This window comes from Aquabacterium sp. J223 (assembly GCF_024666615.1).
Taxonomy (GTDB): Bacteria; Pseudomonadota; Gammaproteobacteria; order Burkholderiales; family Burkholderiaceae_C; genus J223.
The window spans coordinates 1,511,070-1,534,436 of record NZ_CP088297.1 but is presented as its reverse complement, the minus strand read 5'-3'; the positions used below and the strand labels follow the sequence as shown (position 1 = coordinate 1,534,436).

The window sequence follows — 23,367 nt, the reverse complement described above, 5'->3', positions numbered from 1 at the left end:
GGCGCCCGCGGCCGACCGGCCGTCGCGGCGCCCTCGTCGCGTTCAGCGCCCGACGTGGAACTCCCCGCGCGTCGGCCCCGAAGTGCTCAGGCAGATCGGCGAGCGGTACAGCGGCGAGGCGTAGCGCGTGCCCGGCAGCTCGTCGCGGATCTTCATGAACAGCGGCTCCAGGCCGTTGTCCAGCCACACGCCCCAGATGTGGTCGTGGTGGGTCGGCACGTACAGCTTCGGCTTGAACAGCTCGAGGTGCTGGAAGGTGTAGGCCAGCTGGCGCTCGGCGATCGGGTGCGGCGTCCACGGGAAAAGCGCCACGTCCATGCGGCCGGCCAGTTCGGCCGCCAGCCGGCGCTCGTCGGGGTGGATGTCGCCCACGCTGTCGAACCAGGTGATGTTGAAGCCGCCGGGCAGCTCGAGCGTGAAGCCCATGGTGCCCTCGGTCACGATCTTCGGGTCCCAGGAGCCGCGGGCCGACGAGGCCTTGCTCTGCCGTTCCTCGGCCTCGGTCAGCGGGCCGAGGCCGTCGGCCCTGTACAGGTTGGCCAGCGCCGGGATCAGCTCCGGCTGGATGGTGCTGTGCAGGATGTGCGTCGGCCGCACGGTGACGTCGCCGTAGCGCAGCGTCTCGCCGCCGCGCACGGTGACGGTCTGCGCGGCCGGCACGCCCAGCTTCTGCGCGGTGGTGGCGGTGATGGCCGAGCCGACCACGGGCGCGCGGGTGGCCGCGGCCACCGGCGCCACGTCGGTGATGTGGTCGAAGTGCGCATGGCCGATGAGGATGGCGTCGGCCCGCCTGACGTCCTTGACGTCGAAGCCGAGCGGGCGCGTTCGCGCCGGCCGGTCGTAGAAGGTGTCCATCAGGACCACCGTGTTGCGGTAGGCCAGCTCGTAGTTGGACGTGCCGAGCCAGCGCAGCACGGCGGTGTCGCCCTCGGGCATCGGGCCGCCATGGGACGCCGGCAGCAGGCTGCTGCAGGCGGCCTGGCGGGCGAAGTCGGGCCGCTGCGGCGACGGACCGCCGGCCTGCGGCCCGGCACAGCCGGCCAGTGCGGCGGTGAGGGCCAGGGCCGCCAGGCCCGTGGAGGCCGGGCGGCGATCGACGAAGGACATGCGCGTCTCCTGTTTGCGGTTCGAATGCGCACGAGGGTGTCACGCCCGCCCGCGGCGCGACAGCGCCTTTTGTTTATGACGGCAGCGGGGCGGCCGCGACGAAGCGGCGCAGGAAGTCGACGAAGCTCTGCGCCGCCGGCGACAGCGAACGCTGGGGCTGGTGGTGGATGCAGACCTCGCGCAGGAACGTGGGCTCGACCAGCGGCCGCATCTGCAGGCCCCAGGCCTGGGCCAGCGGTGCGCCGTAGGAGGGGCAGGCGGTGACGCCGGCCCCGGCGGCGACCAGGCCGAGCGCCGTGGTCATGTACGACACCTCGTGCACCGGCCGCGGTGGCGGCGTCTCGCCCGCCGCCGCCAGCGCAGGCGCGAGGCGGCGCAGGAAGTCGCGCGCCGGCGCGATGAAGGGCTGCCCCTGCAGCTCGCGCCAGCGCACCCGCTTGCGCCGCGCCAGCGGGTGGTCCGCCGGACAGACCAGCCAGTGGTCGTCGCGCATCAGCACCTGCCGGATCAGCACCGGCTCGACCGGGCTGTCCGGGGCGATGGCCAGCTCCGCCTCGCCGGCGACCACCCGCGCCAGGGTCTGCTCCGGCGCGCTGTCGAGCAGCCGCACCTCGATGTCGGGGTAGGCCTGGGCATAGGCGGCGATGACCCGCGGCATCAGCGTGCAGGCCATCAGCTGCGGCGCAGCCACGCGCAACGAGCCGCGCCGCTTGTCGCGCAGGCTGCCGACGCTGGCGGTGGCGGCCTGCAGCTCCTCCATCACCCGCTGCACATGGGGCAGGAAGTCGCGCCCGGCCTCGGCCAGCTGCACCCGCCGGGTGTGGCGGTCGAACAGCCGCACGCCGAGCTCACGCTCGAGCTCGCGCACCAGCACCGAGAGGGCCGACTGGGTGAGGTGCAGCTGGCGGGCGGCCTCGGTGAAGCTGCCGGTGTCGGCGACGGCGGCAAAGGCGCGCAGTTGGCGCAAGGTGAGATTCATGGCTCCGCTTCATCAATGGATGAAGAGATTTCGCTTGAATCATAGATCGCGAGGCCGTCCAATGGGTGCCCCGTTCGTCCCACCACGAGCCGTCACCATGACCACGACCGAGCTGAACCTCTTTCCCGACGCCGAGGTGCGCGCCAGCAAGCCCGAGGGCATGACGCTGGACGAATGGCGGCTGCGGCTGGAGCTGGCGGCCTGCTACCGTGTCTTCGAGCACCGCGGCTGGGCCGAGGAGATCTTCAACCACATCACGGCGCGGGTGCCGGGCCCCGAGCGCCACTATCTGATCAACCCGTTCAGCCTGACCTACGGCGAGGTGACGGCGACCAACCTCGTCAAGGTGGACATGGCCGGCCGCACCGTGGGCGACAACCCGTACCCGGTCAACCGCGCCGGCTTCGTGATCCACAGCGCCATCCACGGCGCGCGCGAGGACGCGCACTGCGTGATCCACACCCACCACACCGCGGGCGTGGCGGTGTCCTGCAAGGCCGACGGCCTGCGCATGGACAACTTCTACGCCGCCTTCCTGTACGGCCGCGTGGCCTACCACGACTTCGACGGCGTGGTCGTGCACGAGCACGAGCAGGAGCGACTGGTGGCGTCGCTGGGCGACAAGAACGTGTTGATCCTGCGCCAGCACGGGCTGCTCACGGCGGGCCACGACATCCCCACCGCGTTCTACTGGCTGTACGTGCTGCAGCGCGCCTGCGAGGTGCAGCTGGCGGCCGACTCGATGAGCGGCCCGACGCTGAAGCTTACGCAGCAGGCCTGCGAAGTGTCCTCTCGCGACGTGCAGGAAACCGACCCGCAGCGCGACCTCTTCCCCAAGGTCTTCGCCGCCGCGGTGCGCCGCGCCGGCGTGACGCTGCCGCAGCTGCTTTGAACGGCTCACGCCGCACCCACACAACCACAGGAGACGAGATGAACGGATGGCTGAAGCGCCTGGCGGGCGCGATCGGAATGGGGCTGGGCCTGGCCCTGGCCGCGGGCGGCGCCGCCGCCCAGGGCTACCCGGCGCAGCCGGTGCGCTGGATCGTGCCCTATGCCGCCGGCGGCGGCACCGACAACCTCGCCCGGACGCTGGGCGAGGCGATGCAGGCCTCGCTCGGCCAGTCCATCGTCATCGAGAACCGGCCCGGCGCCTCGACCAACATCGGCGTCGCCGCGCTGCTGCAGTCCAAGCCGGACGGCTACACCATCATGCAGGCCGAGAACGCGGCGCTGCTGTTCAACGAGCACCTGTTCGCCAAGCTGCCGTACAAGCCCGACACCGACTTCACCTACATCGGCGCCATCGGCCGCTTCCCGGTGGCGCTGGTGGTGCACCCGTCGTTCCCGGCGAAGACGGTGGCCGAGTACGTGGCCTACGTGAAGGCCAACCCGGACAAGGTGAACTACGCCTCGCCGGGCAACGGCTCGCCGCACCACATGGCGATGGAGCTGCTCAAGCAGCGCGCCGGCATCCAGATGCAGCACGTGCCCTACAAGGGCGCCGCGCCGGCGCTGCAGGACCTGCTGGCCGGCCAGATCCCGACCATGATGCTGGACCTGCCCGGCGGCCTGCAGGCGATGAAGGCGGGCTCGGTGCGCGTGCTGGCGGTGGCCAACCCGAAGCGCGTGCCCTCGCTGCCGGACGTGCCCACCTTCGTCGAGTCCGGCTTCGCCGACGTCAACGCGGCGGCCTTCCATGGCCTCATCGGCCCGGCCGGCCTGCCGGCCGAGGTGGTGAGCCGCCTCAACGGCGAACTGCACAAGGCGATGCAGGCGCCGAAGGTGGTCAAACTGTTCGGCGACTTCGGCATGGAGCCGCTGCCGGGCACGCCGGCCGAGTTCCGGAGCATGTCGCGCGCCGAGGCCGGCCGCTGGGGCAGCGTGATCCGCGCCACCGGCGTCAAACTCGACTGATTTCCTTCCACCGCCCGCCCCGCCTTCCCCAGGAGAGATGACATGGCCGACGTGCCGACCCTCAAGCACATGGACGACGAGACGCTGCAGCGCGTGCTCGCCGAACGCCGCGCGACGCTGCGCCAGCAGGTCTCGCCCGAGGAATGGGCCGCGCGCGAGGACCTGGCCGCCTGCTACCGGTTGTGCGTGCAGTTCCGCATGACCGACCTCATCTACAACCACATCTCGCTGCGGGTGCCGGGGCGGCACGACCACTTCCTGATCAATGCCTTCGGCCTGCTCTACGAGGAGGTCAGCGCCTCCAACCTGATCAAGGTCGACCTCGAAGGGCGGCCGGTGGACGACGGCCGGCTGGAGGCCAACCCCGCCGGCTTCGTCATCCATTCCGCCATCCACCAGGCGCGGCCCGACCTCGATTGCGTCTTCCACACCCACACCCGCGCCGGCGTGGCGATCTCGGCGCGCGAGGAAGGGCTGTTGATGATCTCGCAGCACGCCATGCGCTTCCATGGCCGCGTCGGCTACCACGCCTTCGAGGGCATCGCGCTGGACACCGACGAGCAGAAGCGGCTGGTGCGCGACCTGGGGCCGCACAAGGCGCTGATCCTGCGCAACCACGGCCTGCTGACCTGCGGCCGCACGGTGCGCGAGGCGTTCGAGGAGATGTACTTCCTGGAGCTGTCCTGCCAGATCCAGCTCGACGCCACCGCGCATGGCGGTCGGCTGGTGCACCCGCCGGCGTCGGTGTGCGAACACAGCGCGGCGCAGTTCGCCGCCTCCAACGACTACATCCAGGGCCGCGACTGGCGCGCCCTGCGCCGCATGCTGGACCGGCGCGACCCGTCGTACCGCGACTGACGCACCGCGGCGCGGGCCGGTCTCGGGGGTGCCCCGGAACCGAACGCCCGCATCACGCCCGCGTCACGCCGATCGGCCTGCGGTGGGCCGTGGACGGTGCACCGCGTCGAGGTGCGGGCGACGACCGGGCGTTCGGCTCATCGCAGCGACCGCCGCCGGGCCCGGTTGAAGCGGCGGATGCAGTCGAGGACGAAGTACAGCGGCATGGCGGTTCCGGCGAGGCGCGACGGCGCTGTCGGGCAAGCGCCGTTCCGCCGCCGCCGTTACGCTTGGCCGCCGCGACCACCACCCGGCGAAAGCCCGACCACCCGTGCCGCCCCTGCGCTTCGACCTGTCCACCGCCCAGCTGGTGGTGGAGGCGCTGGCCATGCTGGCCTTCGCCCTGTCCGGCCTCGTCCAGGCCGCCCGCAAGGGGCTGGACGTGGTCGGCCTGTGCGTGGCGGCGGGCCTCACCGCCTTCGGCGGCGGCACGCTGCGCGACGTGCTGCTCGACCGGCGGCCCTTCTTCTGGGTCCAGCACCCGGGCTGGCTCTGGGTGCTGATCGGCCTGACGCTGGTGGCCATGGCCTTCCTGCGCGGCCGCCATTTCCGCGTCACCGAACGCGCGATGCAGTGGCCCGACGCCTTGGGGCTGGGCCTGTTCGCCGCCAGCGGCACGCAGATCGCGCTGACGGCGGGCCTGCCGGCGGTGGCGGCGGTGCTGATGGGCGTGGTGACGGCGGTCTTCGGCGGCGTGCTGCGCGACATCGTCTGCAACGAGGTGCCGCGCGCCTTCAGCGACCACCGGCCCTATGCGGTGTGCGCCTTCGCGGGGGCGTGGGTGCTGGTGGGGGCGCAGTGGCTGGCCCTGCCGGCGCCGGTGCCGCTGCTGGCCGGGGCGTTCACCACCACCGCCCTGCGCGCCCTGGCGCTGTGGCGGGACTGGCGGCTGCCGGCCTGGCGCGGCGGCGCGGACGACCGGCGCTGACCCGGCCGCCCACCGGCGGCGGTCAGTCGGTCGTGCTGGCCTGCGGATCGGCGACGCCGGCGGTCGACGCCGGCGGCGTCCAGGTGCGGCCATGCTCGGCGGCGAACACCGCCTGCGCGGTGGCGAAGCCCTGCATCAGGTGCGGCGCCACGCGCTGGAAGCGGCGGCGCTCCTCTTCGTCGAAGCGGTCCGGCGCCGTGTGCCGGACCAGCACGATGCACTGCATCGAATGGCCCCGGCGCTCCGCGCCCGCCAGGCACAGCACGTCCCGCGGGGGTCACCCGTGGTCCCGGCGGCCGCCGCCGACGGCAGGCACAGCGCCCGGCCGACGCGCTGGTGCGCCGCCGCCAGCAGCCGGTCCAGCCAGCCGTCGGCGGCGCGTGGAACGCCGGCGTCCTGCGGCCACCACAGGCAGTCGGTGCCGCGCACCATGGGCCGGCCGTGCTCGCCCATCGGCGCCAGCACCCAGGCCGCATGGTCGAAGCTCAGCAGCGGCTTCAGCTGCGCCAGCGCCCAGGCCCGGTAGTCGCCCACCGGGAGGCGCAGCGCCGCGTCGTGCCAGGCGGCCAGGGCGGTTGAAGAAACCATGGTGGGGCCGAGTCTGCCCCACGTTACGGCTGGATGCACCGTCCGTTTGAAGGACGGGTCGGCCGGCCGGCCGTCAGAACAGCAGCCGGACGCCGGTCTTGGCCTGCAGGTCCTCGGCGCTGACCTCCGGCGCCATCTCGACCACCTTCAGGCCCTGCGGCGTCACGTCCAGCACCGCCAGGTCGGTGATGACGCGATTGACCACGCCGACGCCGGTCAGCGGCAGGGTGCACTCGGGCAGGATCTTGAGGTCGGTGGTGCCGTCCTTCTTCCGGGCCACGTGCTCCATCACGACGATGACCCGCGGCACGCCGGCCACCAGGTCCATCGCGCCGCCCATGCCCTTGACCATCTTGCCAGGGATCATCCAGTTGGCCAGGTCGCCCTTCTCGCTGACCTGCATGGCGCCCAGGATGGACAGGTTGATCTTGCCGCCCCGGATCATGGCGAAGCTCTCGTGCGAGCCGAAGATCGACGACCCCGGGATGGTGGTGACGGTCTGCTTGCCGGCATTGATGAGGTCGGCGTCGACCTCGTCCTCGGTCGGGAAGGGACCGATGCCCAGCATGCCGTTCTCGCTCTGCAGCCAGACCTCGATGTTCGACCGCACGTGGTTGGCGACCAGCGTCGGGATGCCGATGCCGAGGTTGACGTAGAAGCCGTCCTGCAGCTCTTGCGCGGCCTTCGCCGCCATTTGGTCTTGGGTCCAGGGCATGTCAGGCCTCCTGCCGAGCCGCCCCAAAGGAGGCCTGAGCCCCCTTGGGGGGCAGCGAACGAATGTGAGCGTGGGGGGTGCATGTCTCAGGCTCCTGCTTTTTCGCGGATGGTGCGCTTCTCGATGCGCTTTTCCGGGCTGGCGTTCACCACGAGGCGGTGCACGTAGATGCCCGGCAGGTGCACGTCGTCGGGGTCGATCTCTCCCACCTCGACCAGCTGCTCCACCTCGACGATGGTCGTCTTGCCGGCCATCGCGCAGGCCGGGTTGAAGTTGCGCGCGGTGCGGCGGAAGACCAGGTTGCCGCTCTTGTCGGCCTTCCAGGCCTTGACCAACGCCACCTCGGGGTTGAGCGCCCGCTCCATCACGTAGACGTGGCCGTCGAACTCGCGCGTCTCCTTGCCCTCGGCGATCAGGGTGCCGACGCCGGTGCGCGTGAAGAACGCCGGGATGCCGGCGCCGCCCGCGCGCAGCTTCTCGGCCAGCGTGCCCTGCGGCGTGAACTCCAGCTCCAGCTCACCGGCCAGGTACTGGCGCTCGAACTCCTTGTTCTCGCCGACGTAGCTGGAGATCATCTTCCTGATCTGCCGCGTCTCGAGCAGCAGGCCGAGGCCGAAGCCGTCGACGCCGGCGTTGTTGGAGATGACGGAGAGGTCCTTCACGCCGGAATCGCGCAGCGCGGCGATCAGCGCCTCGGGGATGCCGCACAGGCCGAAGCCGCCGACGGCCATCAGCTGGCCGTCCTTCACCACCCCGTCCAGCGCCGCCGCGGCGCTGGGGTAGACCTTGTTCATCGCCTGCCTCCTGGAATCGAGCGAACGGGCGAGCGTACTGCTTAAGGCATTAAGTAGTCGTTACGTAGAATTGATTAAGCAAGGCCCCGGACACGCCCCATGGAGCTGGACTACAAGACCGCGTTCGAACTGGCGCCGATCGGCCTGGTGCTGTCGCGGGACCGGCTGATGCTCGACTGCAACCAGCAGCTGCTGGCCATCTTCGGCGCCGAGCGCGAGCAGCTGGCCGGCCGTTCCTTCGAGGTGCTGTACCCGACGCACGAGGAGTTCGAGCGCACCGGCGCCCGCATCGTGGCCAGCCTGGGCCGCGACGGCCGCTACGCCGACGAGCGGGTGATGAAGCGGCTGGGCGGGCCGCAGGCCGGCGAGCTGTTCTGGTGCCATGTTTCCGGCCGGGCGCTGGACCCGGCCCACCCGCACGCCGCCGGCATCTGGTGCTTCGAGGACCTGTCGGCCAAGCGCCGGCTGAAGGCCGACCTCACGCCGCGAGAGCGCGAGATCGCCGCGCTGCTGATCGAGGGCCTGACCAGCAAATTGATCGGCCGCCGCCTGGGCATCAGCCCGCGCACGGTGGACGTCTACCGCATGCGGCTGATGCGCAAGTTCGAGGCGGCCACCAGCCACGAGCTGGTCCACCGGCTGCTGGCCGCCTGAGCGGCCGCAGCGGGCTCAGCGTTGGCGGCGGCGCGCCGCTGCGCCCAGCAACGCCAGGCCGAGCGCCATCAGCAGGTAGGTCGACGGCTCGGGGATGGCCGCCACCGCCATCGCCCGGCCGAGGATGGCGTGCGCTTCGGCGGTGGGGTGCACCGCGTCCCAGAAGACGTAGTCACCGGGATCGGCGCAGACGGCGGTGACGGCGAAGAAGTTGCCGGTGACGCAGGACTGGCTGGTGTTGGTGAAGCCATAGGCGCCGGGGTTGGCCTGCACCTGGACCAGCAGGCCGAAGGTGTCGAACACGGTGAAGTGGGCACCGGCCAGCCCGAGGCCGTTCAGCCCGGCCGCCAGCAGGCTGTTGAAACTCTGGGTCTGCAGCGTGGCCAGGCCGGCCAGGGGTCCGCCGGCGAACAGCGGCGTGGCGCCCAGGTCGGGCATCAGCGGCACCAGGAACTGCCGGGCGCCCTCGTCGTACAGCGAGGTGATGGCGCCGAGCAGCTGGGTCACCGCGGTGGGCGCGGTGGTGCCGGACAGCAGCGCGGTGCCGGCGAAGAAGTCGTTGGGGCCGCCCCACACCATGTACAGCGCGCCCGGGTCCGCGGCCGGCACGAGCCCGCGGTAGGCCGACACCTGGGCGGTGATGCCGGTCTGGGCCAGCAGGTCGAGCTCGGGGTAGAGGTTGCCGAGGCCCGTCTGCCCGCCGCCGAAGGCGAAGTTGAAGACCTGGCCGGCGCCCAGGCCCAGCGCACCGGCCAGCACCTCGGCGGCCACCGGCCCGTTGGAGAAGCGGCCGGTGGAGTAGCTCGGGTCCGGCAGCAGCGGCACCAGCGGGTTCAATGCGTTGACCGCGGTGGTCAGCGTGCGCAGGTTGCCGGGGTCGGACAGGCTGTCGCCGAAGACATAAAGCCCGGTATAGGACAGCGCCGGCAGCGGTGCGGCGGCCAGCGGCAGCAGCAGGGCCAGGCCGGTGGCGAGCGCACGCGCCTTGGCGGCGAGCATCAAGCGGATCGAGGGCATGCGTGTCTCCTGGCGGTTGGGGCTGGCCGGGATGCCGGCAGCGTCGGCCAGCGTAGCCGCGCCGCGCAGGCGGCACCCCCCGCAGCTTGGGGATCAGCCGCCCACCGCCAGCGCGCGCAGCCAGTCGGGCAGCGGCACCGACCGTTCGTCGTGCACGCGCGTCCACACCAGCTTGCCGCCGCCCGTGGCCACCGGTTCGCCGGGACGGTCCGCCCGCTCGAGCACGAAGAAGGTCTCGATGCTGCTGCGCCCGGCGCGGCCGAGGTAGTGGCGGGCCAGCACATCGGCCGGATAACGCAGCTGGCGCAGGAAGCTGCAGAAGGCGTTCACCAGCACCGGGCCGGTGCCGTCGGCGTACATGCGTCCGTTGGTGCGCTCCAGCCAGTCGAGGCGCACCGTCTCGAAGTAGCGGAAGTACATCGCGTTGTTCACGTGGCCGGCCGCGTCCATGTCGCCCCAGCGCACCGGGATCACCAGCTCGTGCACCAGCCGCTTGTCGTCGGGCAGGTCGAAGCGCATGGGCGGTTTCCGCCGACCGTTCAGCGCGGCAAGGCGGCCGTGTCGAGGCCCAGCTCGGTGGCCATCGCCTCGACCAGCCGGCGCAGCGCGGCGACCTCGGCCTGCAGCGCGGCAAAGTCGCCGGCGCTGACCCCGTCGGGCGGCTCGCGACGCGCCGGCGCCGTTTGGTCCGGCGAGGCGTCGTCCGCCGCCGCGAGGCCCACCTCGCCCGCGAGCAGGTGCGCCCAGCGCGACTCGCGGGCGCCGGGGGCACGCGCCAGCTTGACCACCTGCGGCGGGTCGTGCTCGGCCAGCTCCTGCAGGAAGGCCTCGACCGACGAGATGTCGGCGAAGCGGTGCAGCCGCTCGGTGTGCAGGCGCAGCTCGGCGGCGGTCTGCGGGCCGCGCAGCATCAGCAACGCGAGCAGCGCCACCGCGGCGCCGGGCAGCCGCAGGGCCCGCGGTGCGTTGTGCTCGAAGCGCACCACCCGATTGCCGCTGCTCTCGACCACCAGGCTGCGCGCCTTCAGCTCGTCGAGGGCCTGCAGCACCTCGGCATCGGCGAGCGCCATCACCGGCTCGCGGGCGGTCTTCTGGTTGCAGCCCGCCACCAGCGCATTCAGCGACAGCGGGTAGCTGTCGGGCACGGTGGCCTGCTTCTCCACCAGCACGCCGAGCACCCGGCACGCCGCAACGCTCAGCATGGAGGCATCCCCAAGGGGACAGGTCGCCGCAGGCGACCAGGGGCGGGCTGTCGCTTAGCGCGCCCGAAAGGATCCGGGTCCCCCGGTCCTTTCGGGTAGCCCCCCGGGGGGCGGCCGCCAGACGGCCGGGGGTCAACATCAGATCCCGAAGCCGTCGTCGGCTGCGATCACGGCGCCGTTGACGAAGTGGCTTTCGTTGGCGCAGAGCATCATCAGCACCGCGTCCAGGTCCTCGGGCTTGCCGACGCGCTTGCGCGGCAGCATGTGGATCAGCTTCTGCCCCTGCTCGGTCTGCCAGTGGTGGTGGTTGATCTCGGTGTCGATGTAGCCGGGGCAGATGGCGTTGACGTTGATGCCGTGCTTGCCCCACTCCAGCGCCATGGCCCGGGTCATGTGCACCACCGCCGCCTTGCTCATCGCGTAGACGCCGATCTGGCCCAGCGGCCGCAGGCCCGCCATCGAGGCGATGTTGACGATGCGCCCGCCGGTGAAGGTGCCGGGCGCCGCGCCGCGCGACCGCGCCAGCATGCGCTTGCCCACCTCCTGGGCGACGAAGAAGGCACCGCGGGCGTTGGTGTCGAAGACGTAGTCGAAGTCCTCAGGGGTCACGTCGGCCAGCTTCTGCGTGGTGCTGACGCCGGAGTTGTTGACCAGGATGTCGATGGTGCCCATGTCGGTCTCGGCATGGGCCACCGCGGCGCAGATGCTGTCGGTGTCGGTGACGTCCATGCCGACGATGTGCGCATCGCCGCCCTGGCTCTCGATGTCGGCGCGCAGCGTCTTCAGCCGCTCGATGCGGCGACCGGCCAGCACCACCGCGGCACCGGCCTTGGCCAGCGTGCGGGCGAAGCGCTCGCCCAGACCGCTGGACGCGCCGGTGACCAGGGCCACGCGGCCCGACAGGTCGATGCAATAGCTCATGGATGGCTCCTCTTGTTGTCGTCGGAACCCGTGCTGCGAGACGGGCCGCGAACGACGATAGCACGGGCCGCCGCGCCGTCCGGCCCACCGGCGGCGCTGACCGCCAGGCGACAGCCGGGCGGCAGGGCGCCGCCTAGAATCCTCGGTTCCTCGCCGTCAGCACGGCAGCAGAGAAACAGGACCGACCATGACGCCACAGGAGATCCTCGACCAGTACGGCCCGCGCGAGTCGATGGAGTACGACGTGGTGGTCGTCGGCGCCGGCCCGGCGGGCCTGGCCACCGCCATCCGCCTGAAGCAGCTGAACCCCGACGCCTCGGTGGTCGTGCTGGAGAAGGGCTCGGAGCCCGGCGCGCACATCCTGTCCGGTGCGGTGATGGACCCGCGGGCGATGAACGAACTGTTCCCCGACTGGAAGGACCTCGGCGCCCCGCTGAACCAGCCGGTCACCGGCGACGACCTGCTGACGCTGAGCGCCACCGGCACCTCCCGGGTGGCGGACTGGCTGATGCCGCGCAACTTCCACAACGACGGCTGCTACGTCATCTCGCTGTCCAACGTGGTGAAGTGGATGGCGCAGCAGGCCGAGGCGCTGGGCGTGGAGATCTTCCCCGGCTTCGCCGCGGCCGAGGTGCTCTACGACGAGCAGGGCCGGGTGACCGGCGTGGCCACCGGCAACCTGGGCGTGGAGAAGAACGGGGAGCCCGGCCCCAACTTCCAGCTCGGCATGGCGCTGCTGGGCAAGTACACCGTCTTCGCCGAGGGCGCGCGCGGCAACCTGGGCAAGCAGCTGCTGGCGAAGTACCGGCTGTGCGAAGGCAGGGACGTGCAGACCTGGGCCATCGGCATCAAGGAGCTGTGGGAGGTGCCGGCCGACAAGGCGCAGCCCGGCCGGGTGGTGCACACCGCCGGCTGGCCGATCGAGGACGACACCTTCGGCGGCGGCTTCCTCTACCACCTGGAAGGCAACCTGGTGACCCTTGGCTTCGTCATCGGCCTGGACTACCAGAACCCGTACATGGCGCCGTTCGAGGAGATGCAGCGCTGGAAGACCCACCCCGCCATCCGCGCCCACATCGAAGGCGGCAAGCGCATCGGCTACGGTGCGCGCGCCATCAACAACGGCACGCCCCAGGCGCTGCCGAAGACGGTGTTCCCCGGCGGCGCGCTGGTGGGCTGCGACGCCGGCTACCTGAACGCGGCGCGCATCAAGGGCAGCCATGCGGCGATCAAGAGCGGCATGCTCTGCGCCGAGGCCATCGTGCCGGCACTGGCTGCCGGCCGCGCGCAGGACGAACTGAGCGCCTACCCCGAGGCCTTCGAGAAGAGCTGGCTGAACGAGGAGCTGCAGCAGACGCGCAACTTCAAGCACTGGTTCAAGAAGCCGCAGCTCGTGGCCAAGGCGATGACCGGCATCGAGCAGTGGCTGCTGCCCAAGCTCGGCGTGGCGTCGCCGCCGTGGACCCTGCACCGCACCAAGCCGGACTGGGAGTACCTCAAGCCCGCGGCCGACTGCCGGCCGATCGCCTACCCGCGGCCCGACGGCAAGCTGACCTTCGACAAGCTGAGCTCGGTCTTCCTCAGCAACACCAACCACGAAGAGCACCAGCCGGCGCACCTGACGCTGAAGGATGCGTCGGTGCCCACCGCGGTGAACCTGCCCAAGTACGCCGGACCCGAGAGCCGCTACTGCCCAGCCGGCGTCTACGAGTACGTGCCGGCCGAGGGCGGCGGCGAACGTCTGCAGATCAACGCGCAGAACTGCGTGCATTGCAAGACCTGCGACATCAAGGACCCGACGCAGAACATCGTCTGGGTCACGCCCGAGGGCGGCGGCGGACCGAACTACGTCGGCATGTGAGGGTTGGCCGGGCGGGCCGGGGCTGCGGCTACACTGGCCGCGCCAGGAGAGCGTGACCGCCGTCGCTTCGCACACCGAAGCCGCACGGGGGCCACCGCCGAAGGCGCAGGACCGCCGGGATCGCTGATCCCGCACGGTCCGAACGCTCAGGCAAAAGGACTGGCAAGGCGCCGCCCCGTTGCACGTGGATGACGACACGGGGGGCGCTCCTCACTGGAGAGAGGCGGCACCGCACACGCGGCGCCGTCCACCGAAGGGGCAAGCGTCGCCGCGAGGCGTCGCCAATCTCTCAGGTAAAGCGGACAGCGGGGGCAGCACGTCGAGACGGCAGCCAGGGCGCTTCAGGCGCTGCGGGCGGCCGTGGTGACACGTCGCCTAGCCCGGGAGTCCGCCCATGTCCACGCCCTCCAGCACCACCAGCACCTCCGACAGCGCCGCGCTCGCCCGCACCCCGCTGCACGCCCTGCACCAGAGGCTGGGCGCGCGCATGGTGGCCTTCGCCGGCCACGACATGCCGGTGAGCTACCCGGCCGGCCTGGTCGCCGAGCACCGGCAGTGCCGGGAGTCGGCCGCGCTGTTCGACGTCTCGCACATGGGCCAGGTCCGCGTCACCGGCCGCGACGCCGCGCGGGCCCTGGAGCGGCTGCTGCCGGCCGACCTGATCGGCTGCGCCGTCGGCCGCATGCGCTACAGCTTCCTGCTGAACGACGACGCCGGCATCCTCGACGACCTGATGGTCTGCCGCCGCGGCGAGGAAGACTTCCTGCTCGTCGTTAACGCGGCCAACAAGGCCGCCGACCAGGCGCTGCTGGAGGACGCCCTGGGCCGTGACATCGCCTGCGAGCCGATGCCCGACCAGGCGCTGCTGGCGCTGCAGGGCCCGCTGGCCGCCACCGCCCTGACACGGCTGGAATCCGGCGTGCAGCGGCTGGCCTTCATGCACGGGGCGCCGTTCACGCTGGCCGGCGCCGACTGCTTCGTCATGCGCTCCGGCTACACCGGCGAGGACGGCTTCGAGATCTCGGTGCCCGCCCACCAGGCCGAGGCGCTGGCCGAGGCGCTGCTGGCCCTGCCCGAGGTCGGCCCCGCCGGCCTGGGCGCACGCGACACGTTGCGGCTGGAAGCGGGCCTGTGCCTGCACGGCCAGGACATCTCGCCCGCCACCACGCCGGTGGAGGCCGACCTGGCCTGGGCGCTGCCGAAGGTGCGCCGCGAGGGCGGCGCCCGCGCCGGCGGCCACCCCGGCGCCGCGGTCATCGCCGCCCAGTTGCGCGACGGGCCGAGCCGCAAGCGCGTCGGCCTGGTGGCGCTGGACCGCGTGCCGGTGCGCGCCGGCGCGCCGCTGCTCGACGCGCACGGTCACGCCATCGGCCAGGTCACCAGCGGCACGTTGATGCCCTCGCAGCCGCGGCCGGTGGCGATGGGTTATGTCGACACGCCGCTGGCGTCCGTCGGCAGCCGCCCCCGCGCCGAGGTGCGCGGCAAGCCGGTGCCGATGGAGGTCGTGGCCCTGCCCTTCTCGGCCCACCGCTACCACCGCGGCTGACCGCCGCCCCCCTCACCTTTCCACCGACCCTGGAGCCTCGCCATGAGCACCCCCTTCCGCTTCACCAAGGACCACGAATGGATCGCGCCCGCCGCCGACGGCGGGCCCGCCACCGTCGGCATCACCGTGCACGCCCAGGACGCGCTGGGCGACGTGGTCTTCGTCGACCTGCCGGAGGTCGGCAAGGCCTTCAAGCAGGGCGAGGTGGCCGGCGTGGTCGAGTCCGTCAAGGCCGCGGCCGACCTGTACATGCCGGTGGACGGCGAGGTCGTCGAGGTCAACGAGGCGCTGCGCGCCGACCCGGCGCTGGCCAACAGCGCCCCGCAGGGCGAGGGCTGGTTCTTCAAGGTGCGGCTGTCGGACGCGGCGCAGCTGGACGCGCTGATGGACGAAGCGGCCTACCACGAGCTGCTGAAGGGCCTCTGAGCCGCCCCGCTGACCACCCCCGACGATCGCTGCAAGGACCCTCGATGCCCACCGTGCCCGCGCTCACCACCGACGGCGAGTTCGTCGCCCGCCACATCGGCCCCGACGCCCGCGACGAGGCGGCCATGCTGGCCACCATCGGCGTCGCCTCGCGTCAGGCGCTGATCGACGCGGTGGTGCCGCCGAGCATCCGCCGGCCGGCGCCGATGGTGCTGCCGCCGGCCCTGGGCGAGGCCGAGGCGCTGGCCGAGCTGCGCGCCATCGCCGGCAAGAACCGGGTGCTCAAGAGTTTCATCGGCCAGGGCTACCACGGCACCCGCACGCCGGGCGTCATCCTGCGCAACGTGCTGGAGAACCCGGCCTGGTACACCGCCTACACGCCCTACCAGGCCGAGATCTCGCAGGGGCGGCTGGAGGCGCTGCTCAACTTCCAGACCATGGTCTGCGACCTGACGGCGATGCCCATCGCCAACGCCTCGCTGCTGGACGAGGCCACCGCCGCCGCCGAGGCGATGACGCTGGCCCGGCGCAGCGTGAAGAGCCGCAGCAACGTCTTCGTCGTCGCCGGCGACGCGCACCCGCAGACGATCGAGGTGATCCGCACCAGGGCCAAGCCGCTGGGCATCGAGCTGGTGGTCGCCGATTCGGCCGAGGCCTGGGAACAGGCGATGGCCGGCGACTGCTTCGCCGCGCTGATCCAGTACCCCGCCAGCAGCGGCTGGGTGCACGACTGGGCGCCGGACGTGCAGCGGCTGCACGCCCAGCAGGCGGCCTGCATCGTCGCCGCCGACCTGCTGGCGCTGACGATGCTGAAGCCGCCGGGCGAATGGGGCGCCGACATCGTGGTCGGCAGCACCCAGCGCTTCGGCATGCCGATGTGCAACGGCGGCCCGCACGCCGCCTACATCGCCTGCCGCGACGCCTTCAAGCGCTCGCTGCCCGGCCGGCTGGTGGGCGTCAGCGTCGACGCGCACGGCCAGCCGGCGCTGCGGCTGGCGCTGCAGACGCGCGAGCAGCACATCCGCCGCGAGAAGGCGACGTCCAACATCTGCACGGCGCAGGTGCTGCCGGCGGTGGTGGCCAGCCTGTACGCGGTCTACCACGGGCCCGAGGGGCTGAAGCGCATCGCCGAGCGGGTGGCGGCGCTGACCGCCATCCTGGCCGAGGGCCTGAGGCGGCTGGGCTTCCGCTCGCGCCACCACGACACCGCCTTCGACACGATCAGCCTGCACGTGGCGGGACAGGCCCAGGCCATCGCCGCGCGGGCCGTCGCGCAGGGCGCCAACCTGCGGGTGGCCTGGCAGGACTACGTCTGCATCAGCCTCGACGAGACGCACACGCCGGCCGACGTCGAAGGGCTGTGGCGCATCGTCGCCGGCGACGGCGTGGCCCTGCCGTCGTTCGAGGCGGTGGCCGCCGCGGCGCCGCCGCTGATCCCGCCCGGCCTGCGCCGCACCAGCGGCTTCCTCGGCCACCCGGTGTTCAACACCCACCACAGCGAGACCGAGATGCTGCGCTACATCCGCAGCCTGTCGGACAAGGACCTGGCGCTGGACCGCACGATGATCCCGCTGGGCAGCTGCACGATGAAGCTCAACGCCACCAGCGAGATGATCCCCATCACCTGGCCGGCGTTCGCGGACATCCATCCCTTCGCGCCGGCCGACCAGCGCGAGGGTTACGCGCTGCTCGATGCGCAGCTGCGCGACTGGCTGTGCCAGGCCACCGGTTACGCCGGCATCAGCCTGCAGCCCAACGCCGGCTCGCAGGGCGAGTACGCCGGCCTGCTGGCCATCCAGGCCTGGCATGCCAGCCGCGGCGAGGCGCACCGCGACATCTGCCTCATCCCCGCCTCGGCGCACGGCACCAACCCGGCCAGCGCGCAGATGGTCGGGCTGGAGGTGGTGGTGACCGCCTGCGATGCGCAGGGCAACGTCGACCTGGCCGACCTGAAGGCGAAGTGCGAGCAGCACCGCGACCGCCTGAGCTGCGTGATGATCACCTACCCCAGCACGCACGGTGTCTTCGAGGCCGAGGTGCGCGCGCTGTGCGCGCTGGTGCATGCGCACGGCGGCCGGGTCTACGTCGACGGCGCCAACCTCAACGCGCTGGTCGGCATCGCCGCGCCGGGCGAGTTCGGCGGCGACGTCAGCCACCTCAACCTGCACAAGACCTTCTGCATCCCGCACGGCGGCGGCGGCCCGGGCGTGGGGCCGGTGGCGGTGGTGGCGGACCTGGTGCCCTTCCTGCCCGGGCACGAGACGGGCGGCGTGCCGACCGGCCATGCCGAACACGGTGTCGGCGCCGTCAGCGCGGCGCCGCTGGGCAACGCCGGCGTGCTGCCGATCAGCTGGATGTACTGCCGCATGATGGGCGCCGACGGCCTGCGCCAGGCCACCGAGGTGGCCATCCTGTCGGCCAACTACATCGCCGCGCGGCTGCGGGCGCACTACCCGGTGCTGTACAGCGGGGGCGCCGACGGCCTGGCCGGAGGCGGCGTGGCGCACGAGTGCATCCTCGACCTGCGGCCGCTGAAGGACGCCACCGGCATCACCGCCGAGGACGTGGCCAAGCGGCTCATCGACTACGGCTTCCACGCGCCGACGCTGAGCTTCCCCGTGCCCGGCACGCTGATGGTCGAGCCCACCGAGAGCGAGCCCAAGGCCGAGCTGGACCGCTTCTGCGAGGCGATGATCGCCATCCGCGCCGAGATCGCCCGCGTCGAGCGCGGCGACTGGCCGCGCGAGGCCAACCCGCTGAAGCAGGCGCCGCACACCGCCGAAGCGCTGCTGGCCGCCGACTGGCCGCACGCCCACAGCCGCGAGCAGGCGGCCTTCCCGCTGCCGGCGCTGAAGGGCCGCAAGTACTGGCCGCCGGTGGGCCGCATCGACAACGCCTGGGGCGACCGCAACCTGTTCTGCAGCTGCGTGCCGGTGGCCGAGGCGGCGGCGTCGGGCGACGACGAGAGCGAACGCGCCGCGGTGGCCGCCGGCGTCGACGAATAACGCGCCTCAGAACAGGCTGGCCTGCGGCGGCCCGGCGCCGTCGGCCGCTGCCGGCGGGCGGAAGGCGCCGAAGTCCATCGGCTCGCGCTCGCGGTCCAGGCCGTGGCGCCGGCGCGCCTTCTGCAGCCTCTGCGCGACGAGCTGCGCCCACACGCCCTCGCCGGTCATGCGGGTGCCGAAGCGCGGGTCGTTGGCCTTGCCGCCACGCAAGTCGCGGATGCGCGCCATGACGCGCGCGGCGCGGTCGGGGAAGTGCTGTTCCAGCCACTGCTGGAACAGCGGGCTCACCTCCCACGGCAGCCGCACCACGATGCCGAAGGCGCTGCCGGCGCCGGCGTCGGCCGCCGCGGCGACGATGCGCTCCAGCTCCGGCTCGTTGAGGAAGGGGATGAGCGGCGACACGCTGACGCCCACCGGCACGCCGGCCCGCGCCAGCGCCTCGATGGCCTTGAGCCGGCGCGCCGGTGCCGCGGCCCGCGGCTCCATCACCCGGGCCAGGGCCGGGTCCAGCGTGGTCACCGAGATGTAGGCGGCGCAGCCCCTGGCCGCGGCCATCGGCGCCAGCAGGTCGAGGTCGCGTTCGATGCCGGCGGACTTGGTGATGATGGAGAACGGGTGCCGCGCCTCGCACAGCACCTCCAGCACGCCGCGGGTGATGCGCAGCCGCCGCTCGATCGGCTGGTAGGCGTCGGTGGCCGAGCCGACGTTGAGCGGCCGCGGCACGTAGCCCGGCTTGCGCAGCGCCTCGCGCAGCCGCTCGGCGGCGTTGACCTTGGCGACGATGCGGGTCTCGAAGTCCAGCCCCGGCGACAGGTTGAGGTAGCTGTGGGTGGGCCGGGCGAAGCAGTAGATGCAGCCGTGCTCGCAGCCGCGGTAGGGGTTGATCGACAGGTCGAAGCTGATGTCCACCGACTGGTTGGCGGTGAGGATGCTCTTGACCCGTTCCTCGATCACCTCGGTGGCGGGGGCGTCCCGTTGCTCGCTGACCTGCTGGTCCAGGCCGCCCCAGCCGTCGTCCTCCACCTCGTGCGACCGGCGGGTGAAGCGGTGCTCCAGCGCCCAGGTGGTGCCGCGGCCCTTGCGGGGCGGGGGCGACGGGATCGATGGCTGGCTGGACGGCATGGCTGTGAATATATACAGCTCCAGCCGTTGGCCACAAGCGGCACGCGGCCGGCCCGGTCATCGCGTGTTGGCGGCGCCGGCCGGGCGCCGGGCATGGCGGCTGCCGAACTTCGCGGCGCCCACGTTCCCCGGCGCGTCAACCAAGGAGTCTTCCCATGGCCAACGTTCCCCCGCTCGCCGCACGCCAGGCCGGCGCTTCCACGCTGCAGGCCATCGCGCTGGTGCTGCTCATCGTCGGCGGACTGAACTGGGCCCTGGTCGGCCTGTTCAACTTCGACCTCGTCGCGGCCCTGTTCGGCCCGATGTCGACGCTGTCGCGCATCGTCTACGTGCTGGTGGGCCTGGCGGCGCTGCTGGCCTTCACCATCTTCCCGCGCTTGAAGAACCGGGTTTGAGCCTGGGCGGGGCGCCGGTGGCGGCCGCCGGCGCCCTGGTCGCCCTGGTCGCGCTAGTACTCGCCGCCGCCCACGCTGCCCGGGGCCAGGTTGTCGAACTTGGTCAGCGGCTTCAGGAAGGTGAGCTTCACCGTGCCGACGGGGCCGTTGCGCTGCTTGGCGACGATGATCTCCGCAATGCCCCCCTTCCTTCGACTCCTTGTTGTAGTACTCGTCGCGGTAGATGAACATGATGATGTCGGCGTCCTGCTCGATGGCGCCGGACTCGCGCAGGTCGCTCATCATCGGCCGCTTGTCGGTGCGCGTCTCGACCGAGCGGTTGAGCTGCGACAGCGCGATCACCGGGCACTGCAGCTCCTTGGCCAGCGCCTTCAGGCCGCGCGAGATCTCGCCCAGCTCGGTGGCGCGGTTCTCCTCGCCGGAACTGGACCCGCTCATCAGCTGCAGGTAGTCGATCACCACCAAGCCGAGGGTGCCGCCGAACTGGCGCGCCATGCGGCGGGCCCGCGCGCGCAGCTCGGCCACCGTCAGGCCGGGCGTCTCGTCGATGAAGAGGCTGGCGTTGCGCAGCCGGTCGACCGCGTCGGCCAGGCGGCCCCAGTCGTCGTCGCGCAGGCGGCCGGTGCGCAGGCCGGACTGGTCGATGCGGCCGAGCGAGCCGACCAGGCGCAGCGCCAGCTGCGAGGCGCCCATTTCCATCGAGAACACCACGACCGGCAGGCCCTCGGCCACCGCCACGTGCTCGGCGATGTTCAGGGCGAAGGCGGTCTTGCCCATCGACGGACGCGCAGCCAGCACGATGAGGTCGCCCTTCTGCAGGCCGGCGGTGTCGCGGTCGAGGTCGTAGAAGCCGGTGCGCACACCGGTCACCTCTTCCGCGCCGTTCTCGTGCAGCTCGGTGACGCGGTCGAGCAGCTCGACCACCAGCTTGTCGATGCCCAGGAAGCCCTGCTTGTTGCGGCTGCCCTCCTCGCCGATCTTGAGGATGTTGGACTCTGCCTCGTCGAGGATCTGCGACACCGCCCGGCCCTGCGGGTTGAAGGCGGCGGTGGCGATGTCGTCGCTGGCGGAGATCAGCTTGCGCAGGATGGCGCGCTCGCGAACGATCTCCGCGTAGCGCCGCATGTTGGCCGCGCTCGGCACGCTCTGCGCCAGCGCGTTCAGGTAGGCCAGGCCGCCGCACTCCTCGGCCTTGCCGAGGCTTTGCAGCTGCTCGTGCACGGTGATCACGTCGGCCGGCTTGGCGGCGGTGATCAGCGCGCCCAGCGCCTTGTAGATGGTGCGGTGCTCGTAGCGGTAGAAGTCGCTGTCGGTGAGCAGGTCGCCGGCGCGGTCCCAGGCCAGGTTGTCGAGCAGCAGGCCGCCGAGCACGCTCTGCTCGGCCTCGATGGAATGCGGCGGCACCCGCAGGCGGGCGACCTCGTCGTCGCGGCGGGCGGACGTGCCCAACGAATCGGGGCTGGCGGAGGACAGGAACGGCGGCGAGGACATGGACTGCGGACGGACGGCGGGGATCGGCATCTTAGGCGGCGGCGCGGCCATCGCCTGTGGACAAGGCCGTGGACAAGCCCTGGAGCTTGCGTGCACGGCGGTGGACAACCGGCTGGCAAAAAGAAAAGGGCCGGTGCAGGACCGGCCCTTCCGATCGCCCGCGGCGAGCGGGCGCATGACGTCGAAGCGGACCTCTCAGTCGGCCTCGGGCACCACGGCGACGGTCAGGTCGACCACCACGTCGGTGTGCAGCGCCACGGTCACCGGGTGCTCGCCGACGGTCTTCAGCGGACCGTTGGGCAGGCGCACCTGGGCCTTGGCGATGTCGAAGCCCTGGCCCTTCAGCGCGGTGGCGATGTCCTGGTTGGTCACCGAGCCGAACAGCCGGCCGTCGACGCCGGCCTTCTGCGCGATCTTCACCGTCTTGCCGCCGAGCTTGTCGCCCTGGGCGCGGGCGCCGGACAGCTTCTCCGCGGCGACCTTCTCCAGTTCGGCGCGGCGCGCTTCGAACTCCTTGATCGCCGATTCGGTGGCGCGGCGCGCCTGCTTGGTCGGGATCAGGAAATTGCGGGCGTAACCGTCCTTGACCTTGACGACGTCGCCCAGGTTGCCGAGGTTGGCGACCTTCTCGAGCAGGATCACTTGCATGGCGTGCTCCTTTAGACCTTGTGCTGGTCGCTGTACGGCAGCAGCGCCAGGAAGCGGGCGCGCTTGATCGCGGTGGTCAGCTGGCGCTGGAAGAACGCGCGAGTGCCGGTCAGGCGGGCCGGCGTGATCTTGCCGTTCTCGCCGACGAAGTCGCGCAGGGTGTCGATGTCCTTGTAGTCGATCGACTCGACGCCGGCGACGGTGAAGCGGCAGAAACGCTTGCGGCGGAACAGCAGCGACTGCTGGTTGCGCTTGGGACGGCGGTCCTTGTTGAACCGACCTTTGCCACGGGGTGGGGGCATGATGACCTCGTTAACTCTTCAAAGATTCGTACAGGGCCGGTGCCGGCGACCGCCGTCAGGCGGGCTCCAGCGCCGTGATGTGGAAGACCCATCCGCGCCCGTTGCGCCCGGCGGTGATGAAACCGGCGAACTCGCCGGCCTCGCCCACCGCCAGCCGCTGCAGCGGCTGCGTGATCGACCCGATCGCCACCGCGCGCAGTTCCAGCGACACCTGGCGGGGCTTGCCGTCCTCCTCGACCTCGGATTCGTGCTTCAGCGCGACGTCGAGGGCGGGCAGTCCGGCCGGGGTGTAACGCAGCGCGCCCCGCTCGATCAACCGGGCCGACAGCAGCAGCCGGTTCACGGGCGGACGGGCGGACGCGGTTCAGGCCGTCAGGCGGCGGCTTCGGTCTGCTGGGGCGCGGGCGCCTTGCGGGCCTCTTCCTTCTCGACCGCCTTCATCATCACCGACGGGGTGGTCTCGGCCTTGTCCTTGGCGACGGTGAGGTGGCGCAGCACGGCGTCGTTGAAGCGGAAGCCCGTCTCCAGTTCGGCCAGGGTTTCCTTGCTGCACTCGATGTTGAGGCACAGGTAGTGGGCCTTGGCGAGCTTCTGGATCATGTAGGCCAGCTGGCGGCGGCCCCAGTCCTCCACGCGGTGCACCTTGCCGCCGGCATTGGCGACGAGGGTCCGGTAGCGCTCCAGCATCGCTGGAACCTGCTCGCTCTGATCCGGATGGATCAGCAGCACGATTTCGTAATGACGCATGCGTTGGACTCCTTGTGGTTTCCGAAGTGGAAGCCGCCCGCTGCATGGTCAATGGCGGTGCGGCAAGGGAAAAGCCCGCGAGTCTAGCACGGCCGCTGCCCGCCCAAG

The 23,367-nt window shown here is 71.6% G+C and carries 25 protein-coding genes, 1 pseudogene and 2 riboswitches; of the genes and pseudogenes, 10 read left to right on the top strand and 16 right to left on the bottom strand.

The genetic code is table 11. The features are described 5' to 3' along the window. Positions 1–42: 42 nt before the first annotated feature. Together LRS07_RS07445 and LRS07_RS07440 are read right to left on the bottom strand one after the other, a co-directional pair. A complete protein-coding gene (locus LRS07_RS07445; RefSeq protein WP_260501308.1) occupies positions 43–1,107 on the bottom strand; it encodes an MBL fold metallo-hydrolase in 1,065 nt (354 codons plus the stop codon). Between the two features lie 73 nt (positions 1,108–1,180). Further along, positions 1,181–2,086 carry a LysR family transcriptional regulator gene (locus tag LRS07_RS07440; RefSeq protein WP_260501307.1) on the bottom strand — a complete coding sequence of 302 codons (906 nt, stop codon included), beginning with the start codon at positions 2,084–2,086 and terminating at the stop codon, positions 1,181–1,183. A gap of 97 nt (positions 2,087–2,183) precedes the next feature. Here LRS07_RS07440 and LRS07_RS07435 point away from each other — a divergent pair, with 97 nt between their 5' ends. The 4 genes from LRS07_RS07435 to LRS07_RS07420 all read left to right on the top strand — a co-directional run bounded on the left by LRS07_RS07435 (position 2,184) and on the right by LRS07_RS07420 (position 5,825). Continuing rightward, entirely contained in the window at positions 2,184–2,978 is a 795-nt protein-coding gene (locus tag LRS07_RS07435) for a class II aldolase/adducin family protein (RefSeq protein WP_260501306.1), read from the top strand. Between the two features lie 38 nt (positions 2,979–3,016). Continuing rightward, positions 3,017–4,000, top strand: coding sequence for a Bug family tripartite tricarboxylate transporter substrate binding protein (locus LRS07_RS07430; protein WP_409450612.1), 984 nt, complete (start codon positions 3,017–3,019; stop codon positions 3,998–4,000). Between the two features lie 42 nt (positions 4,001–4,042). Further along, positions 4,043–4,858, top strand: coding sequence for a class II aldolase/adducin family protein (locus tag LRS07_RS07425; protein ID WP_260501305.1), 816 nt, complete (start codon positions 4,043–4,045; stop codon positions 4,856–4,858). A gap of 367 nt (positions 4,859–5,225) precedes the next feature. Then, positions 5,226–5,825, top strand: coding sequence for a trimeric intracellular cation channel family protein (locus LRS07_RS07420; protein WP_409450634.1), 600 nt, complete (start codon positions 5,226–5,228; stop codon positions 5,823–5,825). Positions 5,826–5,847: 22 nt separating this feature from the next. Here LRS07_RS07420 and LRS07_RS07415 read toward each other — a convergent pair whose 3' ends face one another. The 4 genes from LRS07_RS07415 to LRS07_RS07400 form a co-directional block, all read right to left on the bottom strand. Then, entirely contained in the window at positions 5,848–5,976 is a 129-nt protein-coding gene (locus tag LRS07_RS07415) for a hypothetical protein (protein WP_260501304.1), read from the bottom strand. Beyond that, on the bottom strand, positions 5,961–6,413 hold the full coding sequence (locus tag LRS07_RS07410; RefSeq protein ID WP_260501303.1) for a hypothetical protein: 453 nt from the start codon (positions 6,411–6,413) through the stop codon (positions 5,961–5,963). Before LRS07_RS07410 ends, LRS07_RS07415 begins: the two co-directional genes overlap by 16 nt. 73 nt (positions 6,414–6,486) lie before the next feature. After that, a complete protein-coding gene (locus LRS07_RS07405; protein ID WP_260501302.1) occupies positions 6,487–7,128 on the bottom strand; it encodes a 3-oxoacid CoA-transferase subunit B in 642 nt (213 codons plus the stop codon). A gap of 86 nt (positions 7,129–7,214) precedes the next feature. Further along, complete coding sequence (locus LRS07_RS07400; RefSeq protein WP_260501301.1) at positions 7,215–7,922, bottom strand: CoA transferase subunit A; 708 nt, start codon at positions 7,920–7,922, stop codon at positions 7,215–7,217. A gap of 99 nt (positions 7,923–8,021) precedes the next feature. On the opposite strand from LRS07_RS07400, the gene LRS07_RS07395 reads away from it, so the two are divergent. Further along, positions 8,022–8,576 carry a PAS and helix-turn-helix domain-containing protein gene (locus LRS07_RS07395; protein WP_260501300.1) on the top strand — a complete coding sequence of 185 codons (555 nt, stop codon included), beginning with the start codon at positions 8,022–8,024 and terminating at the stop codon, positions 8,574–8,576. Between the two features lie 15 nt (positions 8,577–8,591). Here LRS07_RS07395 and LRS07_RS07390 read toward each other — a convergent pair whose 3' ends face one another. From LRS07_RS07390 to LRS07_RS07375, 4 genes are all read right to left on the bottom strand, one after another. Beyond that, positions 8,592–9,593: an SGNH/GDSL hydrolase family protein gene (locus LRS07_RS07390; RefSeq protein WP_260501299.1), complete on the bottom strand. Its 1,002-nt coding sequence runs from the start codon at positions 9,591–9,593 to the stop codon at positions 8,592–8,594. Between the two features lie 93 nt (positions 9,594–9,686). Continuing rightward, complete coding sequence (locus LRS07_RS07385; protein WP_260501298.1) at positions 9,687–10,112, bottom strand: acyl-CoA thioesterase; 426 nt, start codon at positions 10,110–10,112, stop codon at positions 9,687–9,689. Positions 10,113–10,132: 20 nt separating this feature from the next. Continuing rightward, positions 10,133–10,795: a YceH family protein gene (locus LRS07_RS07380; protein ID WP_260501297.1), complete on the bottom strand. Its 663-nt coding sequence runs from the start codon at positions 10,793–10,795 to the stop codon at positions 10,133–10,135. Positions 10,796–10,933: 138 nt separating this feature from the next. After that, positions 10,934–11,716, bottom strand: coding sequence for an SDR family oxidoreductase (locus LRS07_RS07375; RefSeq protein WP_260501296.1), 783 nt, complete (start codon positions 11,714–11,716; stop codon positions 10,934–10,936). 187 nt (positions 11,717–11,903) lie between these two features. On the opposite strand from LRS07_RS07375, the gene LRS07_RS07370 reads away from it, so the two are divergent. The 4 genes from LRS07_RS07370 to gcvP all read left to right on the top strand — a co-directional run bounded on the left by LRS07_RS07370 (position 11,904) and on the right by gcvP (position 18,554). Beyond that, on the top strand, positions 11,904–13,577 hold the full coding sequence (locus tag LRS07_RS07370) for an electron transfer flavoprotein-ubiquinone oxidoreductase (RefSeq protein ID WP_260501295.1): 1,674 nt from the start codon (positions 11,904–11,906) through the stop codon (positions 13,575–13,577). A 33-nt stretch (positions 13,578–13,610) separates the two neighbouring features. Beyond that, positions 13,611–13,745, top strand: a riboswitch (glycine riboswitch). 35 nt (positions 13,746–13,780) lie between these two features. Further along, positions 13,781–13,893: riboswitch (glycine riboswitch) on the top strand. A gap of 78 nt (positions 13,894–13,971) precedes the next feature. Then, positions 13,972–15,123 (top strand): glycine cleavage system aminomethyltransferase GcvT, encoded by a 1,152-nt coding sequence (gene gcvT / locus LRS07_RS07365; protein WP_260501294.1) that lies wholly within the window; start codon positions 13,972–13,974, stop codon positions 15,121–15,123. Positions 15,124–15,165: 42 nt separating this feature from the next. Beyond that, complete coding sequence (gene gcvH, locus LRS07_RS07360) at positions 15,166–15,549, top strand: glycine cleavage system protein GcvH (RefSeq protein ID WP_260501293.1); 384 nt, start codon at positions 15,166–15,168, stop codon at positions 15,547–15,549. 44 nt (positions 15,550–15,593) lie between these two features. Next, positions 15,594–18,554, top strand: coding sequence for an aminomethyl-transferring glycine dehydrogenase (gene gcvP, locus LRS07_RS07355; RefSeq protein ID WP_260501292.1), 2,961 nt, complete (start codon positions 15,594–15,596; stop codon positions 18,552–18,554). 6 nt (positions 18,555–18,560) lie between these two features. Here gcvP and LRS07_RS07350 read toward each other — a convergent pair whose 3' ends face one another. Beyond that, on the bottom strand, positions 18,561–19,676 hold the full coding sequence (locus LRS07_RS07350; RefSeq protein WP_260501291.1) for a PA0069 family radical SAM protein: 1,116 nt from the start codon (positions 19,674–19,676) through the stop codon (positions 18,561–18,563). Between the two features lie 155 nt (positions 19,677–19,831). Here LRS07_RS07350 and LRS07_RS07345 point away from each other — a divergent pair, with 155 nt between their 5' ends. After that, complete coding sequence (locus LRS07_RS07345; protein WP_260501290.1) at positions 19,832–20,071, top strand: DUF378 domain-containing protein; 240 nt, start codon at positions 19,832–19,834, stop codon at positions 20,069–20,071. A 53-nt stretch (positions 20,072–20,124) separates the two neighbouring features. On the opposite strand, the pseudogene dnaB reads toward LRS07_RS07345, so the two are convergent. From dnaB to rpsF, 5 genes and pseudogenes are all read right to left on the bottom strand, one after another. Continuing rightward, a pseudogene (dnaB, locus tag LRS07_RS07340) lies at positions 20,125–21,562 on the bottom strand (replicative DNA helicase). Between the two features lie 195 nt (positions 21,563–21,757). Continuing rightward, positions 21,758–22,210 (bottom strand): 50S ribosomal protein L9, encoded by a 453-nt coding sequence (rplI, locus tag LRS07_RS07335; RefSeq protein ID WP_260501289.1) that lies wholly within the window; start codon positions 22,208–22,210, stop codon positions 21,758–21,760. A gap of 11 nt (positions 22,211–22,221) precedes the next feature. Then, positions 22,222–22,512 (bottom strand): 30S ribosomal protein S18, encoded by a 291-nt coding sequence (gene rpsR / locus LRS07_RS07330; RefSeq protein WP_260501288.1) that lies wholly within the window; start codon positions 22,510–22,512, stop codon positions 22,222–22,224. A gap of 55 nt (positions 22,513–22,567) precedes the next feature. After that, positions 22,568–22,855: a primosomal replication protein N gene (gene priB / locus LRS07_RS07325; RefSeq protein ID WP_260501287.1), complete on the bottom strand. Its 288-nt coding sequence runs from the start codon at positions 22,853–22,855 to the stop codon at positions 22,568–22,570. A 29-nt stretch (positions 22,856–22,884) separates the two neighbouring features. Beyond that, positions 22,885–23,259: a 30S ribosomal protein S6 gene (rpsF, locus tag LRS07_RS07320; RefSeq protein WP_260501286.1), complete on the bottom strand. Its 375-nt coding sequence runs from the start codon at positions 23,257–23,259 to the stop codon at positions 22,885–22,887. Positions 23,260–23,367: the final 108 nt, after the last annotated feature.

Bases quoted from the DNA above. Each gene is read 5' to 3' on its own strand.
- LRS07_RS07445 (WP_260501308.1), bottom strand. From the start codon at position 1,107: ATGTCCTTCGTCGATCGCCGCCCGGCCTCCACGGGCCTGGCGGCCCTG.
- LRS07_RS07440 (WP_260501307.1), bottom strand. From the start codon at position 2,086: ATGAATCTCACCTTGCGCCAACTGCGCGCCTTTGCCGCCGTCGCCGAC.
- LRS07_RS07435 (WP_260501306.1), top strand. From the start codon at position 2,184: ATGACCACGACCGAGCTGAACCTCTTTCCCGACGCCGAGGTGCGCGCC.
- LRS07_RS07430 (WP_409450612.1), top strand. From the start codon at position 3,017: ATGAACGGATGGCTGAAGCGCCTGGCGGGCGCGATCGGAATGGGGCTG.
- LRS07_RS07425 (WP_260501305.1), top strand. From the start codon at position 4,043: ATGGCCGACGTGCCGACCCTCAAGCACATGGACGACGAGACGCTGCAG.
- LRS07_RS07420 (WP_409450634.1), top strand. From the start codon at position 5,226: ATGCTGGCCTTCGCCCTGTCCGGCCTCGTCCAGGCCGCCCGCAAGGGG.
- LRS07_RS07410 (WP_260501303.1), bottom strand. From the start codon at position 6,413: ATGGTTTCTTCAACCGCCCTGGCCGCCTGGCACGACGCGGCGCTGCGC.
- LRS07_RS07405 (WP_260501302.1), bottom strand. From the start codon at position 7,128: ATGCCCTGGACCCAAGACCAAATGGCGGCGAAGGCCGCGCAAGAGCTG.
- LRS07_RS07400 (WP_260501301.1), bottom strand. From the start codon at position 7,922: ATGAACAAGGTCTACCCCAGCGCCGCGGCGGCGCTGGACGGGGTGGTG.
- LRS07_RS07395 (WP_260501300.1), top strand. From the start codon at position 8,022: ATGGAGCTGGACTACAAGACCGCGTTCGAACTGGCGCCGATCGGCCTG.
- LRS07_RS07390 (WP_260501299.1), bottom strand. From the start codon at position 9,593: ATGCCCTCGATCCGCTTGATGCTCGCCGCCAAGGCGCGTGCGCTCGCC.
- LRS07_RS07385 (WP_260501298.1), bottom strand. From the start codon at position 10,112: ATGCGCTTCGACCTGCCCGACGACAAGCGGCTGGTGCACGAGCTGGTG.
- LRS07_RS07380 (WP_260501297.1), bottom strand. From the start codon at position 10,795: ATGCTGAGCGTTGCGGCGTGCCGGGTGCTCGGCGTGCTGGTGGAGAAG.
- LRS07_RS07375 (WP_260501296.1), bottom strand. From the start codon at position 11,716: ATGAGCTATTGCATCGACCTGTCGGGCCGCGTGGCCCTGGTCACCGGC.
- LRS07_RS07370 (WP_260501295.1), top strand. From the start codon at position 11,904: ATGACGCCACAGGAGATCCTCGACCAGTACGGCCCGCGCGAGTCGATG.
- gcvT (WP_260501294.1), top strand. From the start codon at position 13,972: ATGTCCACGCCCTCCAGCACCACCAGCACCTCCGACAGCGCCGCGCTC.
- gcvH (WP_260501293.1), top strand. From the start codon at position 15,166: ATGAGCACCCCCTTCCGCTTCACCAAGGACCACGAATGGATCGCGCCC.
- gcvP (WP_260501292.1), top strand. From the start codon at position 15,594: ATGCCCACCGTGCCCGCGCTCACCACCGACGGCGAGTTCGTCGCCCGC.
- LRS07_RS07350 (WP_260501291.1), bottom strand. From the start codon at position 19,676: ATGCCGTCCAGCCAGCCATCGATCCCGTCGCCCCCGCCCCGCAAGGGC.
- LRS07_RS07345 (WP_260501290.1), top strand. From the start codon at position 19,832: ATGGCCAACGTTCCCCCGCTCGCCGCACGCCAGGCCGGCGCTTCCACG.
- rplI (WP_260501289.1), bottom strand. From the start codon at position 22,210: ATGCAAGTGATCCTGCTCGAGAAGGTCGCCAACCTCGGCAACCTGGGC.
- rpsR (WP_260501288.1), bottom strand. From the start codon at position 22,512: ATGCCCCCACCCCGTGGCAAAGGTCGGTTCAACAAGGACCGCCGTCCC.
- rpsF (WP_260501286.1), bottom strand. From the start codon at position 23,259: ATGCGTCATTACGAAATCGTGCTGCTGATCCATCCGGATCAGAGCGAG.